The following is a 20,884-nucleotide window of genomic DNA, read 5'->3' on the forward strand; positions in this document are numbered from 1 at the left end:
GAAAATTTATTGAGAAAAGACAAGAAATGACAGAAAATATCAATATTCAATATGAATTTAAGTTCATTTAACTCTAAATTCTTTAATATCTCAGAAATTTTATGTACACAAATGCTGTTTTTATACAACTTTTGTATGTTTTTAAGCCAATATACTTGAAGTGCCGATGAAGTATAACTTCGACAGGCTATGAAGTGCTATTTCGATGGTTGATGAAGTAATATTTCGTTTTTATGGGATGTATAATAGTTGAAGTTCTGTCATTCTTCGCCTTTTGATGGACGGAATGCATTTGCCTCTCCATCTGCAAAAGTCAAGGTAATCTTTTTCTATGTCACGCAATCCTCGTTCAATCTTTTGCAGGAGACGGCTCTTCGGAAATCTTTTGTTCCCTAATATTTTGTAGGGTCCGACATTATAGGCAAGTACGGCAAGGAGTAGTGAGTCCTTGCCATACTTACGAAACATGGCACATAACTTGGTGAGGTCTGAACGCAACAGAGAATCGGCATGCTGATAGGTGAGGTTCTTGCTGAACTTCTCATGCGGCAAAATCCGATGTCCCCATCCGATATAGGGATAGTTGCGCTTAATATCGTGCCATCCCTCGTAATACTTGATGCAGCGCACCGCTCGTTCTAAGGGAGGTAATGCGAAGATGCCCAAGTCGGTTTGGCTTGGGCTATCTGGTGTGGGTGTCTTGTTCTGTGCCATGATATTCTGGCACAGCAGCAAGAGTGCTAAAATGATGTATGTCCGTATCTTTCCTGTCATGAATCTCATTTTGTTTCTCTTTGATATTTTGTCACTTGGCATTCTTCTTGTTGAATATCTCTGCTATCATGGCTTTCACGTCCTCGCCAACTTGCACGAAGTTCTTATAGAGGATGCGCTCACGCTCATCACGGCTCTTGAAGGTGTAGAACTTGGGCAGTGGCATATACTCGCTTTCTTCTTTCTTGATGTCTGCCATATTAAAATCGGTCTTGCAATAGAACTTACTGGTCTTGAACTCGTCGCTCTCCTGTATGTTCATACTACCATTCATGCCGGTCTTGGTTGCCACAAAGTCCCTTGCCGTCTGACCGCAGATCCATCCTGTCGGCATGTCCGAGATTTTACTGGCTGGTACAAGACTGTCCATATTCTCATTCAGGTTGATGCTCGTCTTGTCTCTATCGATGGTCACGCCTTTCTTCAGTTGCACCACCTTTCCAAAAATGTCAGAGGATAGCCATTCCAGAGTTTCCTTGCTTCGTGCCGAACCGCTCACCACATTGCCTACGGTGGTGATGATCTTTTGCATACCCACCTTTCCGTAGTCTGCTTCCAACTGTGGCAGTTCCTGGAATCCCAAGGCTACGCTCACCTTGTTGCTTCGGGCTGTACCTATCAGTCGGTCTATCTTATGGAAGTAAAGTGTAGGCAACTCGTCCACGATAATGCTCACTGGGATGTTCTTGCCTTGCCCTGTGTTCACTCGTGTCACCAGTCGGTTGAGGATTAGGGCGTTTAATGCTCCGATGATGCTCTCCATTTCTGGGTCGTTGGCTATCAGCAGATAGCTTGGGTTCTTCGGGTCACTGACCTTCAGGTCGAAGTCATCGCCGTCCTTGTGGAATATCCAATAGCTTTCCTTGGTAGCAAGGCGTGAGGTATAGACACGCAGTGTACCTATCATACCCTCCAACTGCTCCATAGCCTTGTTCTTCAAGGCAGTCTGGAATGGACCGAGCAATGGGGCTACCTCATTGTCGGTCTCCAACACATTGAAGATGGTCTGGTAACTCTCATTCAGGAAACTCAAAATATGGGGCATGTCGCTGTACTTACCCAACCAATAGGCTGGCTCCACTTCTTCTCCTGCATGGTTAAACACCTTTCCGGTCGGCTTCATCTGCATGGTCTTCGGATCAAGTACTTTCTCTGCTATCAGCATCTTGCCGTCCTTGTCGTATGGTTCCTTGCCATAGTTGATGAAGAAGTAGATACAGGCAGCGAGGAAGTTGACGGCTGAGGTCTGGAAGAACTGGTCGCTGCCGCCACCGCCTTCCTTCTTCCCTTTTTGCAGTGATTCTAGCAGTGTCTCTGCGGTCTCACTCGCTGCTGCCAAATTATTGATATACTTCTGTTGTATCGGGTTCACTCGCTTGGAGTATTCCACATCCACAAAGTTGATGATATTGAACTTGCAGCCTTCTGGCAGTTTGCCCAACTGTTGGTTCTTCTTGTAGTGGTAGTACAGTTTGGTTGCCAAGGTCGGGAACTTGTAGTCGTAAACGACCATGGCAAAACCTTTTGCACTGTGCTGACGGATAAACGGCTCGATAATAGAAAAAGTCTTACCGCTACCAGGCGTACCCACTACCCAGGTGCCACGGAATGGGTTCACGATGTTCACCCATCCCTTGCGGAACTTACCTTTATAGTAGTAGCGCATAGGGATATTCACGCTGTATTTGTTGTTTTCCTCCTTCTGGCACTGTTCAAAACTCTCGTTCTCAAAGTTAAAGCGGTCTTTCATCAGTCCTTCCTTCAGGAACTTCGAGATGTTATCCAAGGCGATATGCACCAATACCGTTCCGATGATGGTTGTCACCATATATAGGATGATGTTCAATCTTAGGGCATAGAGACGAGTGTCCATTGCATAGCCGAAGATCCACACGGACAACACCAACAGCAGCACGCCACTCACCAAGGGGTAGAGCACCTGCTTTCGGGCATCAAATTCCAAGTGTTTCTTGTTTCTCGTGCCAACACAGGTGATGCACACCAAGAGGAATGTCACCACCTTGCTATACACCAGGTTCCCGTCATGGTAGATAAACCACTGCTTGATACGGTCGTGCAGGTCACACACCACACCGCCAAAGCCGTCTATCGCCCTTGGGTCTATGGCATACTCAAAGAACTCCATCAACACGGATATGTAGATGACTGCCCTGAATATCTTGTAAAATCCTTGTAACTCCTTGCTTTCTTCCATAAATATTCTTAAATAATCAACCTATAAGTTGTATTTTTCAATTATTTATTGTATCTTCGCACTATAAAACAATAAGATTATGACATTCGACCTGATTACAGAAAACGAGCACCTTTGGGCTGTCAGATATGATGACTGCCTCGACAACGTCCTTGACTCAATTCTTGGGCAATGGAACGATGTTACATGGTTGCGTAGCTTCTTCAGGCATAACATTGACGATTTGGCGTCCTACTTCAAAATCACTGATGTCAATCAAGCCATCTATGATACTATTGAAGATAGCGAACGTTTGCAATGTCTCATCATGGACATTTCTCCAGATGCTGACCTTGACAAGATTTTCCGCCCATTGGAGAATAGTCGTACTTCGGAAATGTTGTTGGGCAAAGAGAAGGCACGCTTGCGTAATACACCACGTCATGCTTCTTGGCTCCGCATTTATGCCATCAAACTCGAACCGGGTATTTACATTATCACTGGCGGTGCAATCAAGTTGACTCGTACCATGCAGGAGCGTGAACATACTTTGGTTGAACTCGCCCGAATGGAAAAGGTGAGACGTTTCTTACTTGACAACGATATTGCCGACAAAGATTCCTTCATGGACTTCTTAAATGAAATCATATAGAAAGGAGGTTATTATGAGAACTACAAACGAAATTGTTTCCAAACTGAGAGAACATCAGTCTTCAACTCCATCCAAATGGCGTGAGAATGCAGAGTGGCGCATGGCTAACAAATCATGGCTTCGCTATTCTCAGCACATTGCAATGATGATGCTCGACAAGATGGAGGAATTGGGTATGACCCAAAAGCGATTGTCTGAACTCATGGGCTGTAGCCAGCAATATGTTTCCAAGGTACTCAAAGGACAGGAAAACCTATCCCTCGAAACCTTGGCTAAGATAGAGCGTTGTCTTCAACTGCCTATTCTGAATCATTTAGCGTAGCTCTATTTCAGAAATATCGGATTGAATGAGTCGGCTGACAACACATCGCTATAGTTCACTTTCAATGAGATGGTGCGACCGCTGATTTGGTTCTCCGTCATTTCGATGGTTAATTGCTTGTCATTCGGGAATGTCATTTTCTGAATGACTATCACATTGCGGTAGCCATAGCGGAAACGCTTGGTTTGCTCCAACGTGAAGACTGGATGTAACTCTACCATCTGCGAGTTGGTAGCCTTGGCGGTCTTCTTATCCGTCAACTTCAATCGTATTTGGTCTATGTCAAACGGAATGTCTGTCTTGTTCTCCACGGAGAAATCCAGGAAGAAATAGTCACCCGACGAATAGATGTTGTTCAGACGCATTACCATCTTATGGACTTTGGTCTTCACATTGTTCACATGGGCTTCCGAACTCCATATCTGGCGAGCATAACGAGCCATGTCCGTTGAGGACAATGTGACCGCAGGGTTGTTATAGGCATTCTTTTCTATCTGTTGTATCTCCTTATCCGTCACTGCCTCTTGCAATCTCGTGGTATAGAGCAATGCATACTGTGCACGGTATCGTTCCGTCACGATGGTTACGATGGCAAGCACCTCACCATCTTCATGCATTCCCTCCTTGGGCTTCAAGCGCACGGTATTGTTGATGGGCTGGTCTCCTGCTATCTTGTCGGTGGATATATCCACAAAGCGGATGGGTTCACTTGCCGTAATGACGGTAGTCACTTGCTCGTTCACGGTCAGCTGCTCCATTTCCTGGTAGGTGCAGGGCTGATAGCACTCCGCACTGGTCTGTTGTGCCATCATGGGTGTGGCTGTTATAGCGCACATCATCAATGTGCCAATGGTCTTCTTGATATTCATATTGATGTAATGTTTACTTTGTTGTGTTTAATGTTTACTTGCTCTTGGTATCTTTCGAGTTTATCAGATACACAAAGGTGCCATATTTCAGTTTCACCTTGTTCTTCTTGATTGCCTTTCCTATGGCATTGCTTGTTTTCTGATAGGCATTCTGCATGGTCTGCATGCCCCACTGCGAAAAACTGCTGCCAGTATTGGGGGTGTTCATATCCACATTGCCGGTTACGGCTCCGCTTACCACGTCTTTGCTGGTCTCTCGGAACTGGCTGCTTGGTACATACAAGCCTTCCATGCCGTCTGTGTCATAGAGTGACAGGTTGATTTTCACTATCTCATCGTCCACCAACACGCTTTTTACCGTGCCTTTCACTCGTTGCGAACTGAAACCGCTCATGGTGGCATACAGGTATGCGCCTTTCTTCACTATCATCTCACCGATTTCCACATCATCTAACAGTCGCAAGCGGACACGGCTTCCATCCACGGCTTTCACATTCTCGTCAATGATAGCCTTTATCATTGTCGGCTCTTTCTCGTTCACCGCCAAAGTGTTGAAATAGTCCGAGGATGTCTTCACCTTTTTCACCACCTCACTTGGCTTGTCATTCTCGTCTGCTTCCTTTCGGGCATTCTCATTCACCTTGATTTTGCCCTTAATGTTGATACCGCCCTTGGCTGTAGCTGTTGTTTCATCGGATGCAGTTGCTGAAGACGATGAGTTCTGTTGCGTGGCTTGCTGTCCCTTCAGCCTTGCTTCGGCAAGTGCCTTGTTCAGCTCTGCCAACGCCTCGTTCTCTCTTTGTCGCTCATGGGCTTCTTGCGCTTCTCTCGTTTTCTCCAGTTCAGCTTGCCTCTTGGCTTCGGCATCCAACTGTTGCAGTTCTGCATCCGAATACTTGCTTTGGTATTCTTCTTTTTCTTGCTCATTGTCTCGGTCTATATTTTCCACGGCACTATGGTCTTCTATCTTGCCGTAGGCGTTCAACATGTTCTCATACTTGCCTCCAATACCGTCACCGCCCTTGATATGAGCTTGTGGAAGGTTCGGATTCAGATATTCCGTGGTCTGCATATTGGCATCCTTCTTCTCCGCCACCTTGGTATCAAAGAGGTCGAAGATAAAGTAGGAGGCACCAAGCAGTGGAAGATAGACAATCGCAGGTAGCATGTACTTGGGTTGTCTGAAATTGATTCTTTCTGTCAGCTTCATCGTTATTTGTCTTTATGAGGATGGCGTGCATCCTCATTGGTCCTTACTATGTTCTTTGCATTCCCCATATTCTGATGGCGAGCCTTTATCAGCGAGTCCTGTCTCTCCGTGGCGGTGCGTCGCTCTCCCTGATAGTGATAAGCTCTTGCCATGCGATAGATGTTGAAACTGAAGCTCACACCTACAAAACCGAACACGATGACCAGGAACAGTGTCTTGTGCAAGTCAGCAAACCTCTGTACCTTGGCGGCAGCCTTGTCTATCTTGCACATCTTGGCAAACTTCCTTCCGGCTCTCACGTCTCGCTCATAGCGTTCCTTGTATTTGGGGTCGTCCTTGTCGGGCATCTTCTCCCCAATGAGCATCTGCTTAAATCCTTTTGTGTTCATCGTTATTTCTTTTTACTTTTTTGCCTTTTTACTTTTTTACCCTTTACCTTTAATAGTTGCTCTTCGTCTTCTGGTCAATATCCTTGTTGAGCAAGGTTCTCCAGTTCACTATCAGCAATCCATGTGGATTGTTGTCTGTCCTTGGAACACGTTTCAGTTGTCCTGCCGTCACCAGCTCACGTGTCAGCACATTGGTTCTGCGCTCGATGCGCTGTCTGCCATAGTAGGTAAACTCCATCATCTCCTTGTTGAACTTGATACTGTCACAGAAGATACTGAACACGGCACTCGTTCCCATGATGTTGGAGTAGAAGCCCTTTTCCTTCAGTGTATTGTACTGCGCCAGTCCTGTCTCATCCACCAGATACATGGCTTTCTCCATCGTGTATTTGATGTACTTGTCATCGGGTGCCAATGTAAAAAAGTAGTGATAGAACATCTCTATATGACTCTTTGCTTCCACATCCAGTGTCTCATCCATCGTTGTGCGCTGCACCAGAATAGGCACATTGCCGTCCAATACATAGATTTTGTTCTGTGCATCCACCACCATGTTCTTTGCCGTCCAGATGCTACTGATACTTATCAGCACGCATCCAACCAGAAACAGACTACAGATGATAGTCACCAACTTCACCTTATTCTCTAAATTCTTGATTACCATTGCTATAATGTTTTTTACCTTTTCACTCTTTTACTTTTTTACCTTTATCAGTGCATCACATGGGCAAGTGTCCCCTGTGCCGACATTTTGGCTTGCTGTGCCACACCCTCACCGAAGTTTCTGGTAGAGAATGCGGTATCGCCCTCAGGAATCATCCAAGCTGCCAAGTCTGGAACCAAATTCAGACACTTCAAAGCCACGATGCTTGCTGCCATCAGATACCCTGCCGAGAAGAACGAGTTCTGCAAATATGCCGCCATCGTCTGCTCACTGGCGGTGATAGCCGTCAGGTTCTCCACCTGTATGCAGAGCACGATGTCGAAGAGCAATAGCACGTAGAAGCCCACGAAGTAGAGCATGGCTCCATAGAAATGCACGGTCAGATACCTTGTCAGCCACTTCGCCCAACTGCTTTCCCATTTCGGCAGTAGCGAGAACGCCCATTGTATCGGTCCAAATATCGTCAGCATTCCCAACAGTATCTGTTGACAATAGATGGTGCTCCACCAACCGATACGGAAGACAATCAATGCTATCAGCATTACTATCTTGTCGATGTTCACTACGGCTCCTGCAGTCAGTGAGGTAAACCACAGCTTGGCTGCGTCCTTTTCCATATTGGTCACTTCATCCACGCCTGTCTGCTCCATGGTCGATTCCACCAGATTCGGGTCTGTTGTTCCCTTATGGGCAATGTCTGCCTGAGCTTGTACGTTGGTGTACATCGTGTCTCTGGTATAGATAAGCTGCTGAACTTCCGTAAACTTGTCCTCTATCTGTGTGGCTTCCGCCTCATAAAGGTCATGGGTATAACTTCCGATGGAGTTTGGAATGTAACTCAGGAAGTCCAATACGCACCAACTGCTACCACTATTTGTCATACCAGTATCGGCTGGTGGGTACCACCAACAGAGGATGATGCTTATCACCAGTGGCTTGAATAGTTTCATCACATCCAGTGGCTCATGCTTCACCATCATCTTGTAGGCCATGTTCGCTGCCACCACGATGGAGAAGAGGGCTGCGAGTGCCATACACATTTGGACGACCCACCAAAAAGGTCCGTTTGAGCCTGTAAAAGTAGCGTCGCACAGAAACTCGTTGGTCTGGAAAATCACGTCATCAATTTCTTCTTCCAAGATGTTGATGCCGAAGTCGGATAATATGCTACTGTTGTCTGCCATAACTCCTTATCTGTTTATTTTCAAATCATTGTCATCCTCATTCGAGCCGTTATTACTGCCAGAAGATGTGTTGTTTCTCACTGCCATTCCTGCCTCTCGCCATTTGCTGGATGCACTGCTGATGATACTTCGTTTGTTGGCGGTCTGGTAGTTGCCGTTTGCTGTCAACAATTCCTTGGTCTTGCTGGCATTCGACATCTGCACCAGTTGCTTCACAAGTGTCTCGTTCTGTTTTGCCACATCTGCATAAATCTGTAGGTACATCTTCTTACGCTTGGCATTGGGCATATAGGCATCCTTGGTGGCTTTGATGGCTGTCTCATAGACATGATAGCATTCTGTCCAGCGTTGCTTGTCACCGATGGATCCGCCTACAGGCAGGATGCGGTCGATGTTGCTCTTGAAGGCATTCATCTTGCTGTTGATTTTGCTTCCTTCCACTTTCCAGGCGAGGTCAATCTGACGGTCTGCCATATTCAACGCCTCAATCTCTGCTCTTTTGGTCAGGGCAGAGTCGATGGCTTCGGCATATTCCACTTGATTGTAAGCTCCGATTCCTGCCGTGGTACGAAAACCGAGTTTGTTCTTACTCGCAGCCGATTTCTTGTAACTGCTGTGCAGTAACTGATAGTACAATTCTGGTGACAGACTTCCGCTACCGATTTCCATTACCGTTATCTGGTTCTTTTTCGAACTGTCATGATTGTATGTCACATAACTCTGGGCATTGCCTGTCATGGCTATGCCCAACAACAGTAATATAGCTCCTGCCATTGTTTTCTTTCTATCCATGTCTATACATTATAATATATAAGGGTTACTAACTCTCACTGTTTGCTAACAAATGAATTCTTCATACTTCACTCTTCACTTAACTAATATCCAAGTTTACCTGCCACTCTCCACCGACCGAAGGCATCTTCCAGTATTTGCTGCTTGCTTTTGGTTCGGTAAACCTTTTCTTTCCAATAGCCGATGCGCACTTGGATATATCGCCACGACTCAAAGTAGCTTTTGTTCAGATGCTTCTCTATATTGTCAAGTGAGGTGTTGATGCTTTCCAACACCACAAGAAGGTCTGCCGTAGAACACGCTGCCGCTCCTGTGGCATACAGCACCAAGTCGCTCACGCTTTTGTAGAGGTATTCGCCTTCATTTGCGATATTCTCTATGGCTCGTCGGTTGATGCCTATCAGTATGGTATCGGCAAGCGAAATGCGCTTTCGTTTGATGACTTTTTTGTTGTAGTCATCCAACAGCTTCTTATAGTCCGATATTCTGTCGCTCACACCCTCGTAGGTGGAGTACACGTTCAAACTGGTTCGTAAACTTTGATATAGCACATCTATCACATCAAATGCCCTGGTGTACTTGTCAAGGTCAACGTTCAGTTCCTTGTATGCCTTGGTCTCGTCCTTACTGTAACTGTGCAATAGTTTATTGCTGTATTCCAACGTGCTTCGTGCGAGCAACAGACTTCGCTGTTTCTTGTGGTCATTGATGTAGGCTTCTACGCTGGCAACATCAAATCCCCATTGGGCGAATGTTTTAGAGGGGAGGGCGAGGAGCAAGATTGCTACCAGCAATCTTCTCACGATATCCATTCGTCGCTTCTTGCTCACTGACCCTGCAACCCTCTCCGCTGCATCAGCCTTGTATTCTCTTCTATTTCTCATTTTCATTGTCTTCATCATTAAACTTGCCGTGATAATCATCTGAATGTTTGGTGTCGGCAGCTTTCCTTAACCAACGTTTCTTGCATTTCTCCACCAGTGTCAACCGTCGTCCTTCGTCAGCATTGATATGTGGAGCGATGTCCATCAGCACGTCGATGATGTTGCGCTTGTAGTGCATCATCTTCTCCAACGATACCAAGTCTGCGTATATCTTGGTGATTCTGCTGTCCACCTCTCTGGCTATCTCTAACCTATCGCTCGACCATAGCAGATGAAAGGTATCATCGGTGTTATTGTCATCGGCAGGTGCGCTCTTAGCATATTCGGTGGTTATCTTGCACGATGGATATTCCTGTGCGATTTCCGAGATGCGCTTGTTCACTTCGTCCGCCTTTTCCTGCTCGGTCTTGCTTGGGTCAAGCGTCATCACATCCACTACCGAGGTGTTGGTGTATTCCGATGTCAGCTCCCAACTGATCTGCAGGATGACTCTGTGTATCTTGATGCCCAAGAAATATTTCGGCTTTCGGGCGATCTTCAATGTTGCCTTGAAGGTGATGATGCCGTTGATGTTGGGCATGGTGGCTTTTCGAATGTAAGTATAGCCGCTCCATGTTCCTTCCCCTTGCCAAGTCAGGTTGTAGGCACTCTTGCAGTCGTTCATAATGGCTGGTATGCGATAGTAGTCATCCGTCGCCACGTCATTGTCCTTTCCTGCCTCTGCCTTGGCTTCCTCTATTTCCCTTTGTTCCTGTTGCCATGTGGCAAGTTCTTTGTTCAGTTGTTCGATGGAAGCCTTGTTCTTGTTGTATTGCTCCCGATACTTGGCTGCATCTTCCACACTTGCATTGGCGATTTGCTTGACAAGTGACTTGTTCTCCGCTTCCAACTGATTGATTTGCGATTGCAAAGAGGTTATCTTGGCATTGGCTTCCTGCTCTTGTTTATACAAGTCCGAGAGGTCAAGGTTGTTCTCTGTCACAGATGTTGTCATGGCGCATTTCTTGCTGTGGTCATTCAGCGAACCGCCACAACTCTTGCATTTGTATTGTGTGGTGCCTTGCCCCAACGGCACACCGTCGCTGCATGTCACACTAATGGTCACGCTCTCGCATCCCTTCAGTTTGGCGGCATCGGTTGCCTGATAGTAGTTGCGTGCATCACTGCCTATATAATAGGTATAGCCTTCCTCGTTGTCATTCCATTCGCTCAACCGGGCTTGCAGTTGTGCCTTGAAGGTGTTCAAGTCCATCGAATAGGAGTCAAAGACTGCCTCATATACTTCTTCTGTCCTGTTCCAACTCTTGTACACCTGTATCTCGTAGGCGTATGCCTTCTGTTTCTGTCCTTTTTTCTTGCTACTGATGATGTAGCTGTTCAACCAATAGCTGATACTGTAGGTAAAGCCATCATTCTGGTTGTTGAGCTGTTGCACCCTTGTTCTTGACCATCCTGCATGATTCTCCGAGTTTTGCAGGATGGCTTCCTTTTGGCTATTGTTGGGATAGAAGTTGGCATCCTTGGTGTTGATTCTGTACCAGTGGTCGCCTTTCAAGATGCTGTTGTCATCGGTGGGCGGTACATAGTCGCACAGTTTTTCTCGTCCTTGGTCTCGTCGGGCGATATACCATCTTTGCGTGTAGTAGTTTCCTGCTGTCTCATCCAGATAGTCGGTCATCCAAGAGGTGAGGTTATAGTTGGCAAGAGAGAAAAGTCCTGCCACGTTGTCCTTGCCTCCAATCATGCCCAAGAGGGTGTTGCCTACGCTCTTGTCGAGACTTTTGAACAGCGAGGAATAGTTATCCACAATGTCGATGGCTGCACTGAGCTTGCCTTGGAAGAGGTCGTTGAACTGGCTGCTCTGCAACAGGGCATTGCCGATATTGTTCATTCCTGCTCCTGCAAGGTTGGCTCCTGCCTTATACAGATTGTCGATGTCGGCTTTCAGATTGTCTACTGTAAAATTGCCTGGCACCTTCGACAAATCGTCCAACATCTTCTTCCAATCCACGTTGCCAATCTCTGAAAGTTTCAGTATGGCAGCTATCTCCTGGTTGATTTGTAGAAAGGCGATGTCCGAGAATGTGAGGGTGCTGTTTGTTACCACACTCTCAAACTGCATGCACAGGTTCTTGGTGTCATCACATATCTTCATCAGATAGGTTCCCCAATACAGGGCAGTCTGTGGACTTTTCAGCATCATTCCTGCCACCGTCCATATCTTCGGCATGATTTTGCCCGACACCATATTGTAGATACGGCGGTAATAGTAGTTCTCTGTGCTACTGTTCCAGATGCCCAACTCCGTCATTGCCTTGCGTTCCAAGAATTTTGAGGCGAAGATGCCGGCACTTGCCACTTCTGCTGCATTATAGTGCTTCAAGATGTTCTGCACCTGCTCGTTATAGTATGCCTCTGCCACGGCTTCCGTTCCGTATGCAGCTGCCATAGCAGCCACCGTCTGCTTGTCATAGTTCACGCTGTAGTACTGTGCGTCAGCCTTTGCCAACACACAGACTATCAGCATTATGATGGATAGAAGTCGTTTCATCTTTGATTACTTTTTATTTTTGTTCCCTAAATTCAGTACTTTTCCTGCCTGATTTACCTTTTGAGCAAAAGCGAGGCTCTTGCTGATACCACTTGCATCCCAATCCCTGCAATAGGCTTCGATAGCTTGTTGGTGGTTGCATTTCAACACTCTCTTGTAGAGTTTTAATGCTTCCTTCTCCGCTCGTTCCGTGGTGTAGGTCATATAGCACTCATGCGGTTCCTCCACACCATACACATTGCTGGTCTGTCCTCGTCTGATGAACACTTCACGAAAGAAACTGCGTCCTTCCTTGTTTTCCAAACGGTTGATGGTGAATATCTTCTTGCAGTCCACATCGGTCAAACCGAGTATCGCCTTGATGGTGTCGAATCGTTCCTTGAATTTACTCTGGTCGAGCAGCATCACCACATCCGAGTTGTTGATGATGGCTTCTTTCACTATCTCACTGCCGATGATATCCTGTATCTCCTGTGTCACCACACCCACGCTTGCCCAGAACTTTCTGGCGGTCTTATACAGATATTTTATGTATTCCGCCATCATAGGCGAGGCGATGGCTTTCCATGCCTCCTCAATGATGAGCATCTTTCTGTTCTTCTTGATGCGCATCTTCTGCAGGAACACGTCCATGATGATGAGTGTCACCAATGGAAAGAGCAGTGGATCATCCTTGATACTGTCGATTTCGAAGACGATGAAGGTCTCATCAAACAGACTGCTGTCCATATTCTCATTCAGCGTCACATCATGGCTGCCTCCTTTATAGAAGTCCTTCAACAGATAGTTGTAGGATGACAGGTCTATGCCATGCAGACCGTTCTCCTCGCATATTTTCGGCAGTCGCTCAGTACTGAACTCATAGAAAGTGTTGAGACAGAGGTTGCTCACTCGCTTGGTGGTGAAATAGGCATCGTAATACTCGTTGATGACTTGTTCTATCAGTCTGTCTTCGGTCTTGCTTACTGTGCCTTGACTTCCTTTCCATATCAGCATCACCAGGTTCTTCAGGAATCCCAACTTCTCGATGTTCCATTCCTCTCGCTTGATTTTGAAAGGGTTCATCGTGATAGGATGCTCCTCGGTATAGGAAATGTATTTTCCGCCGAAGTATTCACACAGTCCCTCATACGAGTTACCTGTATCTACCAGCACGATGTCGGTGTCCTGCTCATGGGCTTGGCGCACCATGGAGTTAACATAAAAGCTCTTGCCGCTTCCCGAAGGACCGAGGACAAAGAAGTTGCTGTTGTCAGTCAGCTTATTTCGTCCCTCTTTCCCTGATATGTCAATAGCCACTGGCACTCCTTGACGGTCGGTATAATAGACCTTGAATGGCGTGTCCTCGCTATGCACAATCTTTTCCTTGTACATCAGGCAGGTGGCGGCATCGCCCAAGGTCAAGAATCGGTCGTAGTCGGCATTCATCCCATAGCAGTTGCCGGGGAAAGAGTTGACAAACAGTTCCAACTGGTTGTAGGCTCGCTTCGAAATATGGATGCCCATCCTGCCAAAGGCATTCTCCATATGGTTGGTACACTTTTGTATATCCGTGTCTGGCTTCACCGTCACTATCAGATTATAGTGGGTATATACCAACTGCTTGTTTTCCCTCGCTATCACCTCTTGCACTCTCTTGATGTCCTCCACGGCTATCAGATTGCTTGGGTTTGGCATACTGCCATGACGGTTCTTCTTTTTGTCGAGCATGGCAAGCTCACGCTTCTGATTCGGCACAAAGATGATTTGGTTATACACCACACTCTCCACACCAGGAATGCTGTCCACCAATGCTACCAGATCCACTGGCATACTTGTGTTGTTCACCTCGATGTTGGTAAACGGACGGATTTGTGTCGGCAGATTAGCGCAATCCACATCCACAAGACTATATACCTTACAGCGTCTGTCACCCATACCTATCATCTCGTCATCCACCTTGAATCCTGTCATGCTCACCATCTTGTCACGGAAGTTCATGGCAAAGAAGCGGTCAACATACAGACTTGCTTCTTGTTTGTTCAGAAACTCCGACTTGATACCGGCATCCTTCAGTTGGTCTTGCACCTTTCTGATTTTTACCAGGAAATCTCGCCACTTTTTGTTGTCGAAGGACATCAGACGGCTCTTCTTGTTCTCCTGCGTAATGGTCAGATAGGTCATACTGTCCGTATGTTCTCTTCCGTTGAAATAGCGGAAGTAGGATTCGGAAAGGAACTCGTGTCCCTTGCCACTCTCATCCTTAAACTGCTTTCTAGTAAAGATGTCCTGCTTGTGCAGGGCATAGCCTTCACCCAGAGTCTGTGCGATGGCAGCAAACAAATTGGTGAACTCATAATAGCTGTCTATATTGGCAGAATATTTCTGCACTGGGTTCTCCATTCTCAGGATGGCAGAATACTCTCCAGTCTTTGTATAGAGCACACCGATACCGTCCGTGTCTTCCACGGAGAAGTAGATGTCCTGAAAGATTTTCTTCCGCTTGCCACCAGTACCAAAGGCATAGACCGATATGGCCATGCCAATGCAGATTGCCACGAAAAATAAGATTACATATAGTACCATATTCGTTTATTCTTCTGTTTCTTCGGATGATTGATGATTTTCTCCCATACTGGATGATTTGTTGTCATTCTCTTGATAAGAGGTATTGTAGCTTTCTTCGCCATAAAGGGTTGATACACTATCCTTTGCAGTGGAATCCATCCTGCTTGTTTGTGTTTCCACGGTCGCAGGATGTTCTTCTGCCTCTCTCGCCCAAGCAGCTCTTGCCTTGTCAGCACTCCTCATGGCATCCAATGTGGGTGGCTTGTAGGTCTTGTCCTTGCATGCGGTCAGCAATATGCCAGCCAATGCCATAATGATAATGTTCTTTGCTTTCATGCTCATAACCATTCTTTTATGTCAAAGATGCGATACTTTCGCTGAAACAAATAAAGGTAGACCCACACCCTTGGGGGAGAATGAGCCTACCAGTCGTTCACTTTCTACTTGTCATCCACATCTTGGTCATGTCGATACTTTTTTTGTTTCACATTTTTATATGCGCTTGCTGTAGGCATAGATAAACACTCCTTGGTCGTTCTTCTTGGTATGCAGTCCCTTCCGTTGCTTGAACATGATGAGACCTGCACCCGTAGTGATTGCCACGACCAACACTATCAGTCCTGCAATAATACCCATCAGACAGTAGGCGGCAATGAAGCCGATGATGGCTCCTCCTGCCGTGGCTGCTGCCCAATAGATATACCGCCCTTGTATTCCCATGAATTCAAGAGGCTTCTGGAGTCCCTTGAACAGTGGGTAATCGGGGTAGCGGATTTCCTGCTCTTCTCTTGCCATTCTTCACGTCGTTTCTCAATTACTGAATATGCACGGAATAACTCTCACTCGTTAGTTGGTCACACCGAAGAACAATGGCAATGCCTGTGCTGCTGCCACGAGGAAGATACATGCTCCTACAATCATCATGATCTTCTTCTTGACATCCTGCTCCTCATTGTTCATGGCGATGTAAACGCTGATGGCACCCACTACGGCAACAACACCTGCAATGGCATAACAGAGCTTGACCACAATAGGCACGTATTTGGCTATTTCCTCCGTCACAGTTGTCAAGGCAGTGGTTCCTGCTGTGTAGTCACCTGCCGAGTTTTGCGCCATGGCAATGCCACCGCCCACAAGGAGCATAAATGCCAATGTCTTCAAGCGTCCTGAAGAGAGAACGCTCTTGGCGGTCTTCTTCAAATAGTTCGTTGTTTTCTTAAACATTCTTTCTTGTTTTACTTGTTAATGATTCGTTTGGAAACACCTTATTATAATTATATAGAAAGGTGTTTTCGCTTTCACATGATATACTCTTCTGCAGTTGAGTCTTAAATCTGGTAGCCAAAGAATGCTGGGAACAGTATGGATGCACCAATCATAAACAGACTGGCTCCTATCAGCGTCAGTATGGACTTGGTAACTCCATCTTCCCCTGTGTTCATCTTGATGTATATCTGCAAAGCGGATATAATCACCATCACAGCAGCAACAGCGTATGTCAGATACAGCACATACAGCATCATCGTCACCACATAGTCGTGCATCCCTGCCAGTGCGTCTGCTCCCCAGCTATAGTCCACATTACCGCATTTGGCTGATGCTGACAGGGGGAGCAGCGCAAAGACAAAGGAACTTACTACATTCTTTATGATATGGCTAAATTTCATCCTTGACTGGTATTGTTTTGATGTTTGGTTGTCCTGGCTTTGTCTCGCCTTGTTTCAATAGGCTCTCCGTGAAGTCGTCCTGCCATAGTCCGTCTATCCATATGGGAGAAGTGGACTCCATCTGCCCATCCATCTTTTCCTGCAACGACTCGGCTGCGTTCTTCGGCTTCTGTTGGTTGACATCATTTCCTTCGTCTTCATCAACATCATCTTCTCTGCCGGAAGAATCCGTTTCTGGAGAATAACCACTCATTCCGTTGTTCTCTGTTCCCATACCATAGCCCTCATCGTATGATGTGCCGTCTTGGAAACTCGTGTCGTATTGCTTGTCGGCAACGCTAAAGCCACCATCGCTTTCATTGACGGCTACTGCGGCTTCCTCTTCCGTTATGTTGCTGATGTCAAACATTTCCTCGTTGCTCTTGGCTTCTTCCTTCTTACCATACAGGTCTCTGGTTATCATCACCGCATAGTAGATGGCGTATGCAATGGTAAGGCTGATTGCGAATATCAAAAATGGACTCATATAATACTTTGTTTTATTGATGATTTATACTCTATGCAGTGGCAAAAGTGCCAGTTGCGAGTGCAAAGTAAAGAGTAAAATCCGACATAAAAGAATTTTGTAAAGTATGGCCATCAAAGTTTAAGATATATTCAAATTATAATTATATATCATACTCTCAATCATACTTTAATCAGCTTTTTCTGTTAGTTTTCGCATGTTTGGGAAAAGGGCATAAAAAAAGCCCTCCGAATGGGAGAGCTTGGCGTTGTTAGTGGTTTGATGTCAAATATTTATCTTTTGAGCTTTATCTAATCTTCTGTGACAATAAGAAATCATAGACAAAATATCCAAAGCATCTTGTTCTTCAATAATCCATTCTGTTTTCAATTCATGAGCTTCAGGATTACGGAACATATTGCATATTCCTATAAGAATGGACTTGAACCCATTATGTTCGTCTTTTTCAGATCGTGTTTGGTAATTGTTGATAATCAATATTGGATTGTCTTTTCTGAAGACATGCTCAATAAGATTCTGACCATCATACAGAACACCACTAATGTCTTGAATTCTTTTTATGAGAGCTTTAGACGATTCGAAAACTGCATGAAAATAATTATTGGTCATCAGTTCTGCTTTGCAACATTGAAAAATCAATTTGTGAACTCCTCTTTCTTCCAAATCGTGCTTCAGTTTATTTACTCTTTTTTGAGCTTCCGAGACACTATTCGCAGGTGATGTTAACTCACTGAATTTTCCGCTTTCATTAAAAATATATCCAACTAATGCTAATTGGACATTTACTTTTTGCACAATCTCTTTATAATTATTTTTGTCAATGTTTCTTGCAGGAGCCAATATTGCTCCTATAAAACGTAATATAGAGTTAGAGCATTGTTGGATGTTTTGAATATTAGCTAATGCACTATATAGTCGTTTCCACTTGGTTATTCCAGGAGAGATGTCTGGTATGGAACATTGTGCCAAAAACAGTTCTATTTCAGAACCAGTATATCCATCAACGGTTTCCCCGATAATCTTGGATATACTTTCTACAATAGCTTGACTAAAACATTTTCTTTTTGTCATATTTACTTGACATTATGTATTGCTACAAATTATTTTTCCAATATTTTTCAGCCATAGGCTTTAGCCTGTCTGTGATAACTTGCATTACCACATTAAAGCTGAGTTCTTCTTTCCATTGAATCTTCCGAAGAAACAGTTTCCATTGCATCTGCCGATTGGCATCATTGACAAACTCGGCTGTGAAAAGTTTCAGCTTAGGATTGTATTCAAGTTCACGATTATCAAATGTTGCCTTGATTGCGTCATATAGTGTTTCATCGTCCAATTCTCGTTTTGTCAACAACTGGTAGCAGTCGAAGAAATCTTTCATTCGACTGTTGTACTCGTCACGGTCCAACATAGTGTGGAACTTCTCGGCAATAACAGTCTCCAACGAATAGGCTTGGAGATTGACTGACGGAATGTTCGGCAACAACAAAGGAAAATCAATGGATGCAGGGTAAGGTGTCACGACATCTCCAAAGCCTATGTCCACTGACATTTTATGGATAATGCTGTCCATGTGTGCCGTGAAGAAGAACCTTGTACCAGGATATTTCTTTTCCACAGTGATAGGCTCCATCGTTATGTTTTCCGTATCAAACGTAACGCCATCCTCATCACAGACTATGCCCAAAATTTCCTGGAACACCTTTGTTAAGAACTCTCTGTCACGGCTTATTCTTTCTGCCATGAAGTCCACATCTATGGTCGGACGAGCGTTAAGGCCATCCATCGCATAGAGCAAAGAACCGCCTTTAAGCAGAAAGTTGTCCTTGTACTGACTTACAGATACCCTGTACAGCAGTCGCTCGTTGAAATATCTTGCAAGAAGATACATATATTTATAGCCTGTCTCGTTCATCAGATTGAGCAGACGAGTCTTGACAGACTTGCCATAGTTTTTCTTTCCCATTTTATTCTATTGCTATTTCAAGATAATTTTTCAAAATATTGGCAACCCTCAGCCGTTTTGCATATTCTGCCAATTGGCTTAGGTTGCGGTTCTGTTTCTTCAGATAATTTCGTATCACCTCGGAGCATACTTCCAATCCGATTTTGTTACGATACTTGACGGCATCACATACGCTACGTTCCATATCCGTCATACGAATGTTGTAGCCCGACATTTCCACATCCATAACACCAAACTCCAAATTCTCCTTTTTCCAATAATAAAGTTCTATCGGTAGGGTTGGCGGCATTGCCACCTTTCGCTTGGCTTCTATAGCAACACAAAAGGAAGGTGGAACAACAGTAGAGAGCTGATGATATGCCCAAGCGTTGTACAGACATACAATTCCATTGGGAACGATTCGTTCAATATCTATCATCGTATTGAAAAGAGCGTCAGGAACAGCATAGACCCCATGGCGAACCCGAATAAGTTCTCCACGTTCCTTAGCCCTCACAATTTTCTGATAATCTGATTGGTTTGGGAACTCTGCGGTGGTTATGATTCCACCTTGCGAGGTTGCCTTATACATAATCTCATTCATACCTTTACCTTATTATGGTTATTTATCGGTGCAAAGATACAACTTTATCTTCAAAATCAATAGTTTCCTACGGAGAATATTTGTTTTATCCGTTCAAAACTATCACATTTTACTATTCTACAGCTATATTTATGGATTTCCTGCCTATCAGATAATCATTGACATCCTTGTATTCTGCATATCTTGTGGATTCGTTGATTGCCATGTTTTGATAACAGTCCATGATTGTATGGGCAGCCACCGTTCCTGCTTGGTCATTATCAAGATAACAATGGATAGCAGTGTAACACGCCAATCGTTCCATGCATTTCCCAAGGCTACTGATGGAGTTCAGTACAATATAATCACATGGCTCTTGTATGCAAATCACATTGTCGCCTCGCTTTTCCAAAGTCTTGTACGAAAGAAAGTCCATAAACCCCTCGAAGATGCAGCATCTGTCCTGCACTCCAACTTGCTGTGAATGTATCAAGGATATGTCTTTCTCGCCCAAACAACCTTTATAATATGGGTTACGCAGTTCATACCCATCCCGGTTATTTGGAAAGGCTATACCAAAATACCGCTTGCCCTTAAACGTGTACCAGATCTCCTTGCAATAGCGTTTACCCATGTCTGCATCCACATGGCGTGAACGCAGATACGACATAAGCACAGGGTAGGACAATTCTTGGATATGTACCTTGTCCATCTTGTCTGTCTCTACTTGTGTCGGTATAGGAGGTTTTGCCTTTGTGGACTTTGGGTTGTTCATGTCCGCTGCTATATGCTGCAATGCAGCACCCACATCATCCGTATTGTAGAGAAGTTGGGCAAGAGCAATGATGTTGCCACCCTTGCCAAGAGCAAAGTCATACCATTGGTTTCGGCTGAAGTTCACCTTGAACGATGGCTTTGTCTCCGCATGCAATGGCGACAGATAATAAGATGTGGACTTGCTGCATCGTTTGGGCTGATGTCCCAATGCGCTCAGATAGTCCGTGAGTTTGATTTCCTTTGCTTGTTGTATGTTCATCTTTCATTCATTTTTTGTTCATTCGTGCGCTTATTATATATACACCAGAGTGAATGAACGGTTTTGTGAAGTCATTTTGTCGTATGTCCATGTAG

The 20,884-nt window shown here is 45.1% G+C and carries 22 protein-coding genes; 2 read left to right on the plus strand and 20 right to left on the minus strand.

The features are described 5' to 3' along the window. Nucleotides 1-231: 231 nt before the first annotated feature. Nucleotides 232-783, minus strand: coding sequence for a hypothetical protein (locus tag DW657_RS10940; RefSeq protein WP_029425403.1), 552 nt, complete (start codon nucleotides 781-783; stop codon nucleotides 232-234). 22 nt (nucleotides 784-805) lie between these two features. Continuing rightward, a complete protein-coding gene (locus DW657_RS10945; RefSeq protein WP_010537152.1) occupies nucleotides 806-2,989 on the minus strand; it encodes a type IV secretory system conjugative DNA transfer family protein in 2,184 nt (727 codons plus the stop codon). 79 nt (nucleotides 2,990-3,068) lie between these two features. On the opposite strand from DW657_RS10945, the gene DW657_RS10950 reads away from it, so the two are divergent. Next, on the plus strand, nucleotides 3,069-3,620 hold the full coding sequence (locus DW657_RS10950; protein WP_010537151.1) for a hypothetical protein: 552 nt from the start codon (nucleotides 3,069-3,071) through the stop codon (nucleotides 3,618-3,620). A gap of 13 nt (nucleotides 3,621-3,633) precedes the next feature. After that, the gene (locus tag DW657_RS10955; protein WP_029425402.1) at nucleotides 3,634-3,942 is read left to right on the plus strand and encodes a helix-turn-helix transcriptional regulator; all 309 of its coding nucleotides are present in this window, start codon (nucleotides 3,634-3,636) and stop codon (nucleotides 3,940-3,942) included. Between the two features lie 2 nt (nucleotides 3,943-3,944). Here the strand turns inward: DW657_RS10955 and traN are convergent, their stop codons facing one another. From traN to DW657_RS11045, 18 genes are all read right to left on the minus strand, one after another. Continuing rightward, entirely contained in the window at nucleotides 3,945-4,811 is an 867-nt protein-coding gene (traN, locus tag DW657_RS10960) for a conjugative transposon protein TraN (protein WP_010537149.1), read from the minus strand. A gap of 34 nt (nucleotides 4,812-4,845) precedes the next feature. Further along, nucleotides 4,846-6,021 (minus strand): conjugative transposon protein TraM, encoded by a 1,176-nt coding sequence (gene traM, locus DW657_RS10965; protein ID WP_118312529.1) that lies wholly within the window; start codon nucleotides 6,019-6,021, stop codon nucleotides 4,846-4,848. A 2-nt stretch (nucleotides 6,022-6,023) separates the two neighbouring features. Next, a complete protein-coding gene (locus DW657_RS10970) occupies nucleotides 6,024-6,410 on the minus strand; it encodes a hypothetical protein (protein WP_094881040.1) in 387 nt (128 codons plus the stop codon). Nucleotides 6,411-6,459: 49 nt separating this feature from the next. After that, nucleotides 6,460-7,074 carry a conjugative transposon protein TraK gene (traK, locus tag DW657_RS10975; protein ID WP_118312530.1) on the minus strand — a complete coding sequence of 205 codons (615 nt, stop codon included), beginning with the start codon at nucleotides 7,072-7,074 and terminating at the stop codon, nucleotides 6,460-6,462. Between the two features lie 47 nt (nucleotides 7,075-7,121). Next, nucleotides 7,122-8,258, minus strand: coding sequence for a membrane protein (locus DW657_RS10980; protein WP_010537145.1), 1,137 nt, complete (start codon nucleotides 8,256-8,258; stop codon nucleotides 7,122-7,124). 6 nt (nucleotides 8,259-8,264) lie between these two features. After that, the gene (locus DW657_RS10985; protein WP_118312531.1) at nucleotides 8,265-9,050 is read right to left on the minus strand and encodes a DUF5045 domain-containing protein; all 786 of its coding nucleotides are present in this window, start codon (nucleotides 9,048-9,050) and stop codon (nucleotides 8,265-8,267) included. 83 nt (nucleotides 9,051-9,133) lie between these two features. Next, nucleotides 9,134-9,862: a hypothetical protein gene (locus DW657_RS10990; RefSeq protein ID WP_301332452.1), complete on the minus strand. Its 729-nt coding sequence runs from the start codon at nucleotides 9,860-9,862 to the stop codon at nucleotides 9,134-9,136. A 61-nt stretch (nucleotides 9,863-9,923) separates the two neighbouring features. Then, a complete protein-coding gene (locus DW657_RS10995) occupies nucleotides 9,924-12,485 on the minus strand; it encodes a hypothetical protein (protein WP_118312532.1) in 2,562 nt (853 codons plus the stop codon). 6 nt (nucleotides 12,486-12,491) lie between these two features. After that, nucleotides 12,492-15,050, minus strand: coding sequence for a TraG family conjugative transposon ATPase (locus DW657_RS11000; RefSeq protein WP_118312533.1), 2,559 nt, complete (start codon nucleotides 15,048-15,050; stop codon nucleotides 12,492-12,494). A 6-nt stretch (nucleotides 15,051-15,056) separates the two neighbouring features. Beyond that, complete coding sequence (locus tag DW657_RS11005; RefSeq protein WP_141565415.1) at nucleotides 15,057-15,374, minus strand: hypothetical protein; 318 nt, start codon at nucleotides 15,372-15,374, stop codon at nucleotides 15,057-15,059. A 150-nt stretch (nucleotides 15,375-15,524) separates the two neighbouring features. Next, nucleotides 15,525-15,827: a DUF4133 domain-containing protein gene (locus DW657_RS11010; RefSeq protein WP_118312534.1), complete on the minus strand. Its 303-nt coding sequence runs from the start codon at nucleotides 15,825-15,827 to the stop codon at nucleotides 15,525-15,527. A 51-nt stretch (nucleotides 15,828-15,878) separates the two neighbouring features. Further along, a complete protein-coding gene (locus tag DW657_RS11015; protein ID WP_094881035.1) occupies nucleotides 15,879-16,256 on the minus strand; it encodes a DUF4134 domain-containing protein in 378 nt (125 codons plus the stop codon). A gap of 104 nt (nucleotides 16,257-16,360) precedes the next feature. Next, complete coding sequence (locus tag DW657_RS11020; RefSeq protein WP_118312535.1) at nucleotides 16,361-16,699, minus strand: DUF4134 domain-containing protein; 339 nt, start codon at nucleotides 16,697-16,699, stop codon at nucleotides 16,361-16,363. Beyond that, the gene (locus tag DW657_RS11025; RefSeq protein ID WP_118312536.1) at nucleotides 16,689-17,225 is read right to left on the minus strand and encodes a hypothetical protein; all 537 of its coding nucleotides are present in this window, start codon (nucleotides 17,223-17,225) and stop codon (nucleotides 16,689-16,691) included. The genes DW657_RS11020 and DW657_RS11025 overlap by 11 nt, the downstream gene beginning before the upstream one ends. Nucleotides 17,226-17,489: 264 nt before the next feature. Next, a complete protein-coding gene (locus tag DW657_RS11030; RefSeq protein ID WP_118312537.1) occupies nucleotides 17,490-18,296 on the minus strand; it encodes a TIGR02391 family protein in 807 nt (268 codons plus the stop codon). Between the two features lie 22 nt (nucleotides 18,297-18,318). Beyond that, entirely contained in the window at nucleotides 18,319-19,191 is an 873-nt protein-coding gene (locus DW657_RS11035; protein ID WP_118312538.1) for a nucleotidyl transferase AbiEii/AbiGii toxin family protein, read from the minus strand. A 1-nt stretch (nucleotide 19,192) separates the two neighbouring features. After that, a complete protein-coding gene (locus tag DW657_RS11040) occupies nucleotides 19,193-19,774 on the minus strand; it encodes a type IV toxin-antitoxin system AbiEi family antitoxin domain-containing protein (protein ID WP_118312539.1) in 582 nt (193 codons plus the stop codon). 112 nt (nucleotides 19,775-19,886) lie between these two features. Continuing rightward, the gene (locus DW657_RS11045) at nucleotides 19,887-20,789 is read right to left on the minus strand and encodes a toprim domain-containing protein (RefSeq protein WP_118312540.1); all 903 of its coding nucleotides are present in this window, start codon (nucleotides 20,787-20,789) and stop codon (nucleotides 19,887-19,889) included. Nucleotides 20,790-20,884 lie beyond the last annotated feature (95 nt).

Origin of the sequence: Prevotella sp. AM23-5, assembly GCF_003473645.1 — a bacterium.
In the GTDB taxonomy this organism is placed as follows: Bacteria; Bacteroidota; Bacteroidia; order Bacteroidales; family Bacteroidaceae; genus Prevotella; species Prevotella copri_A.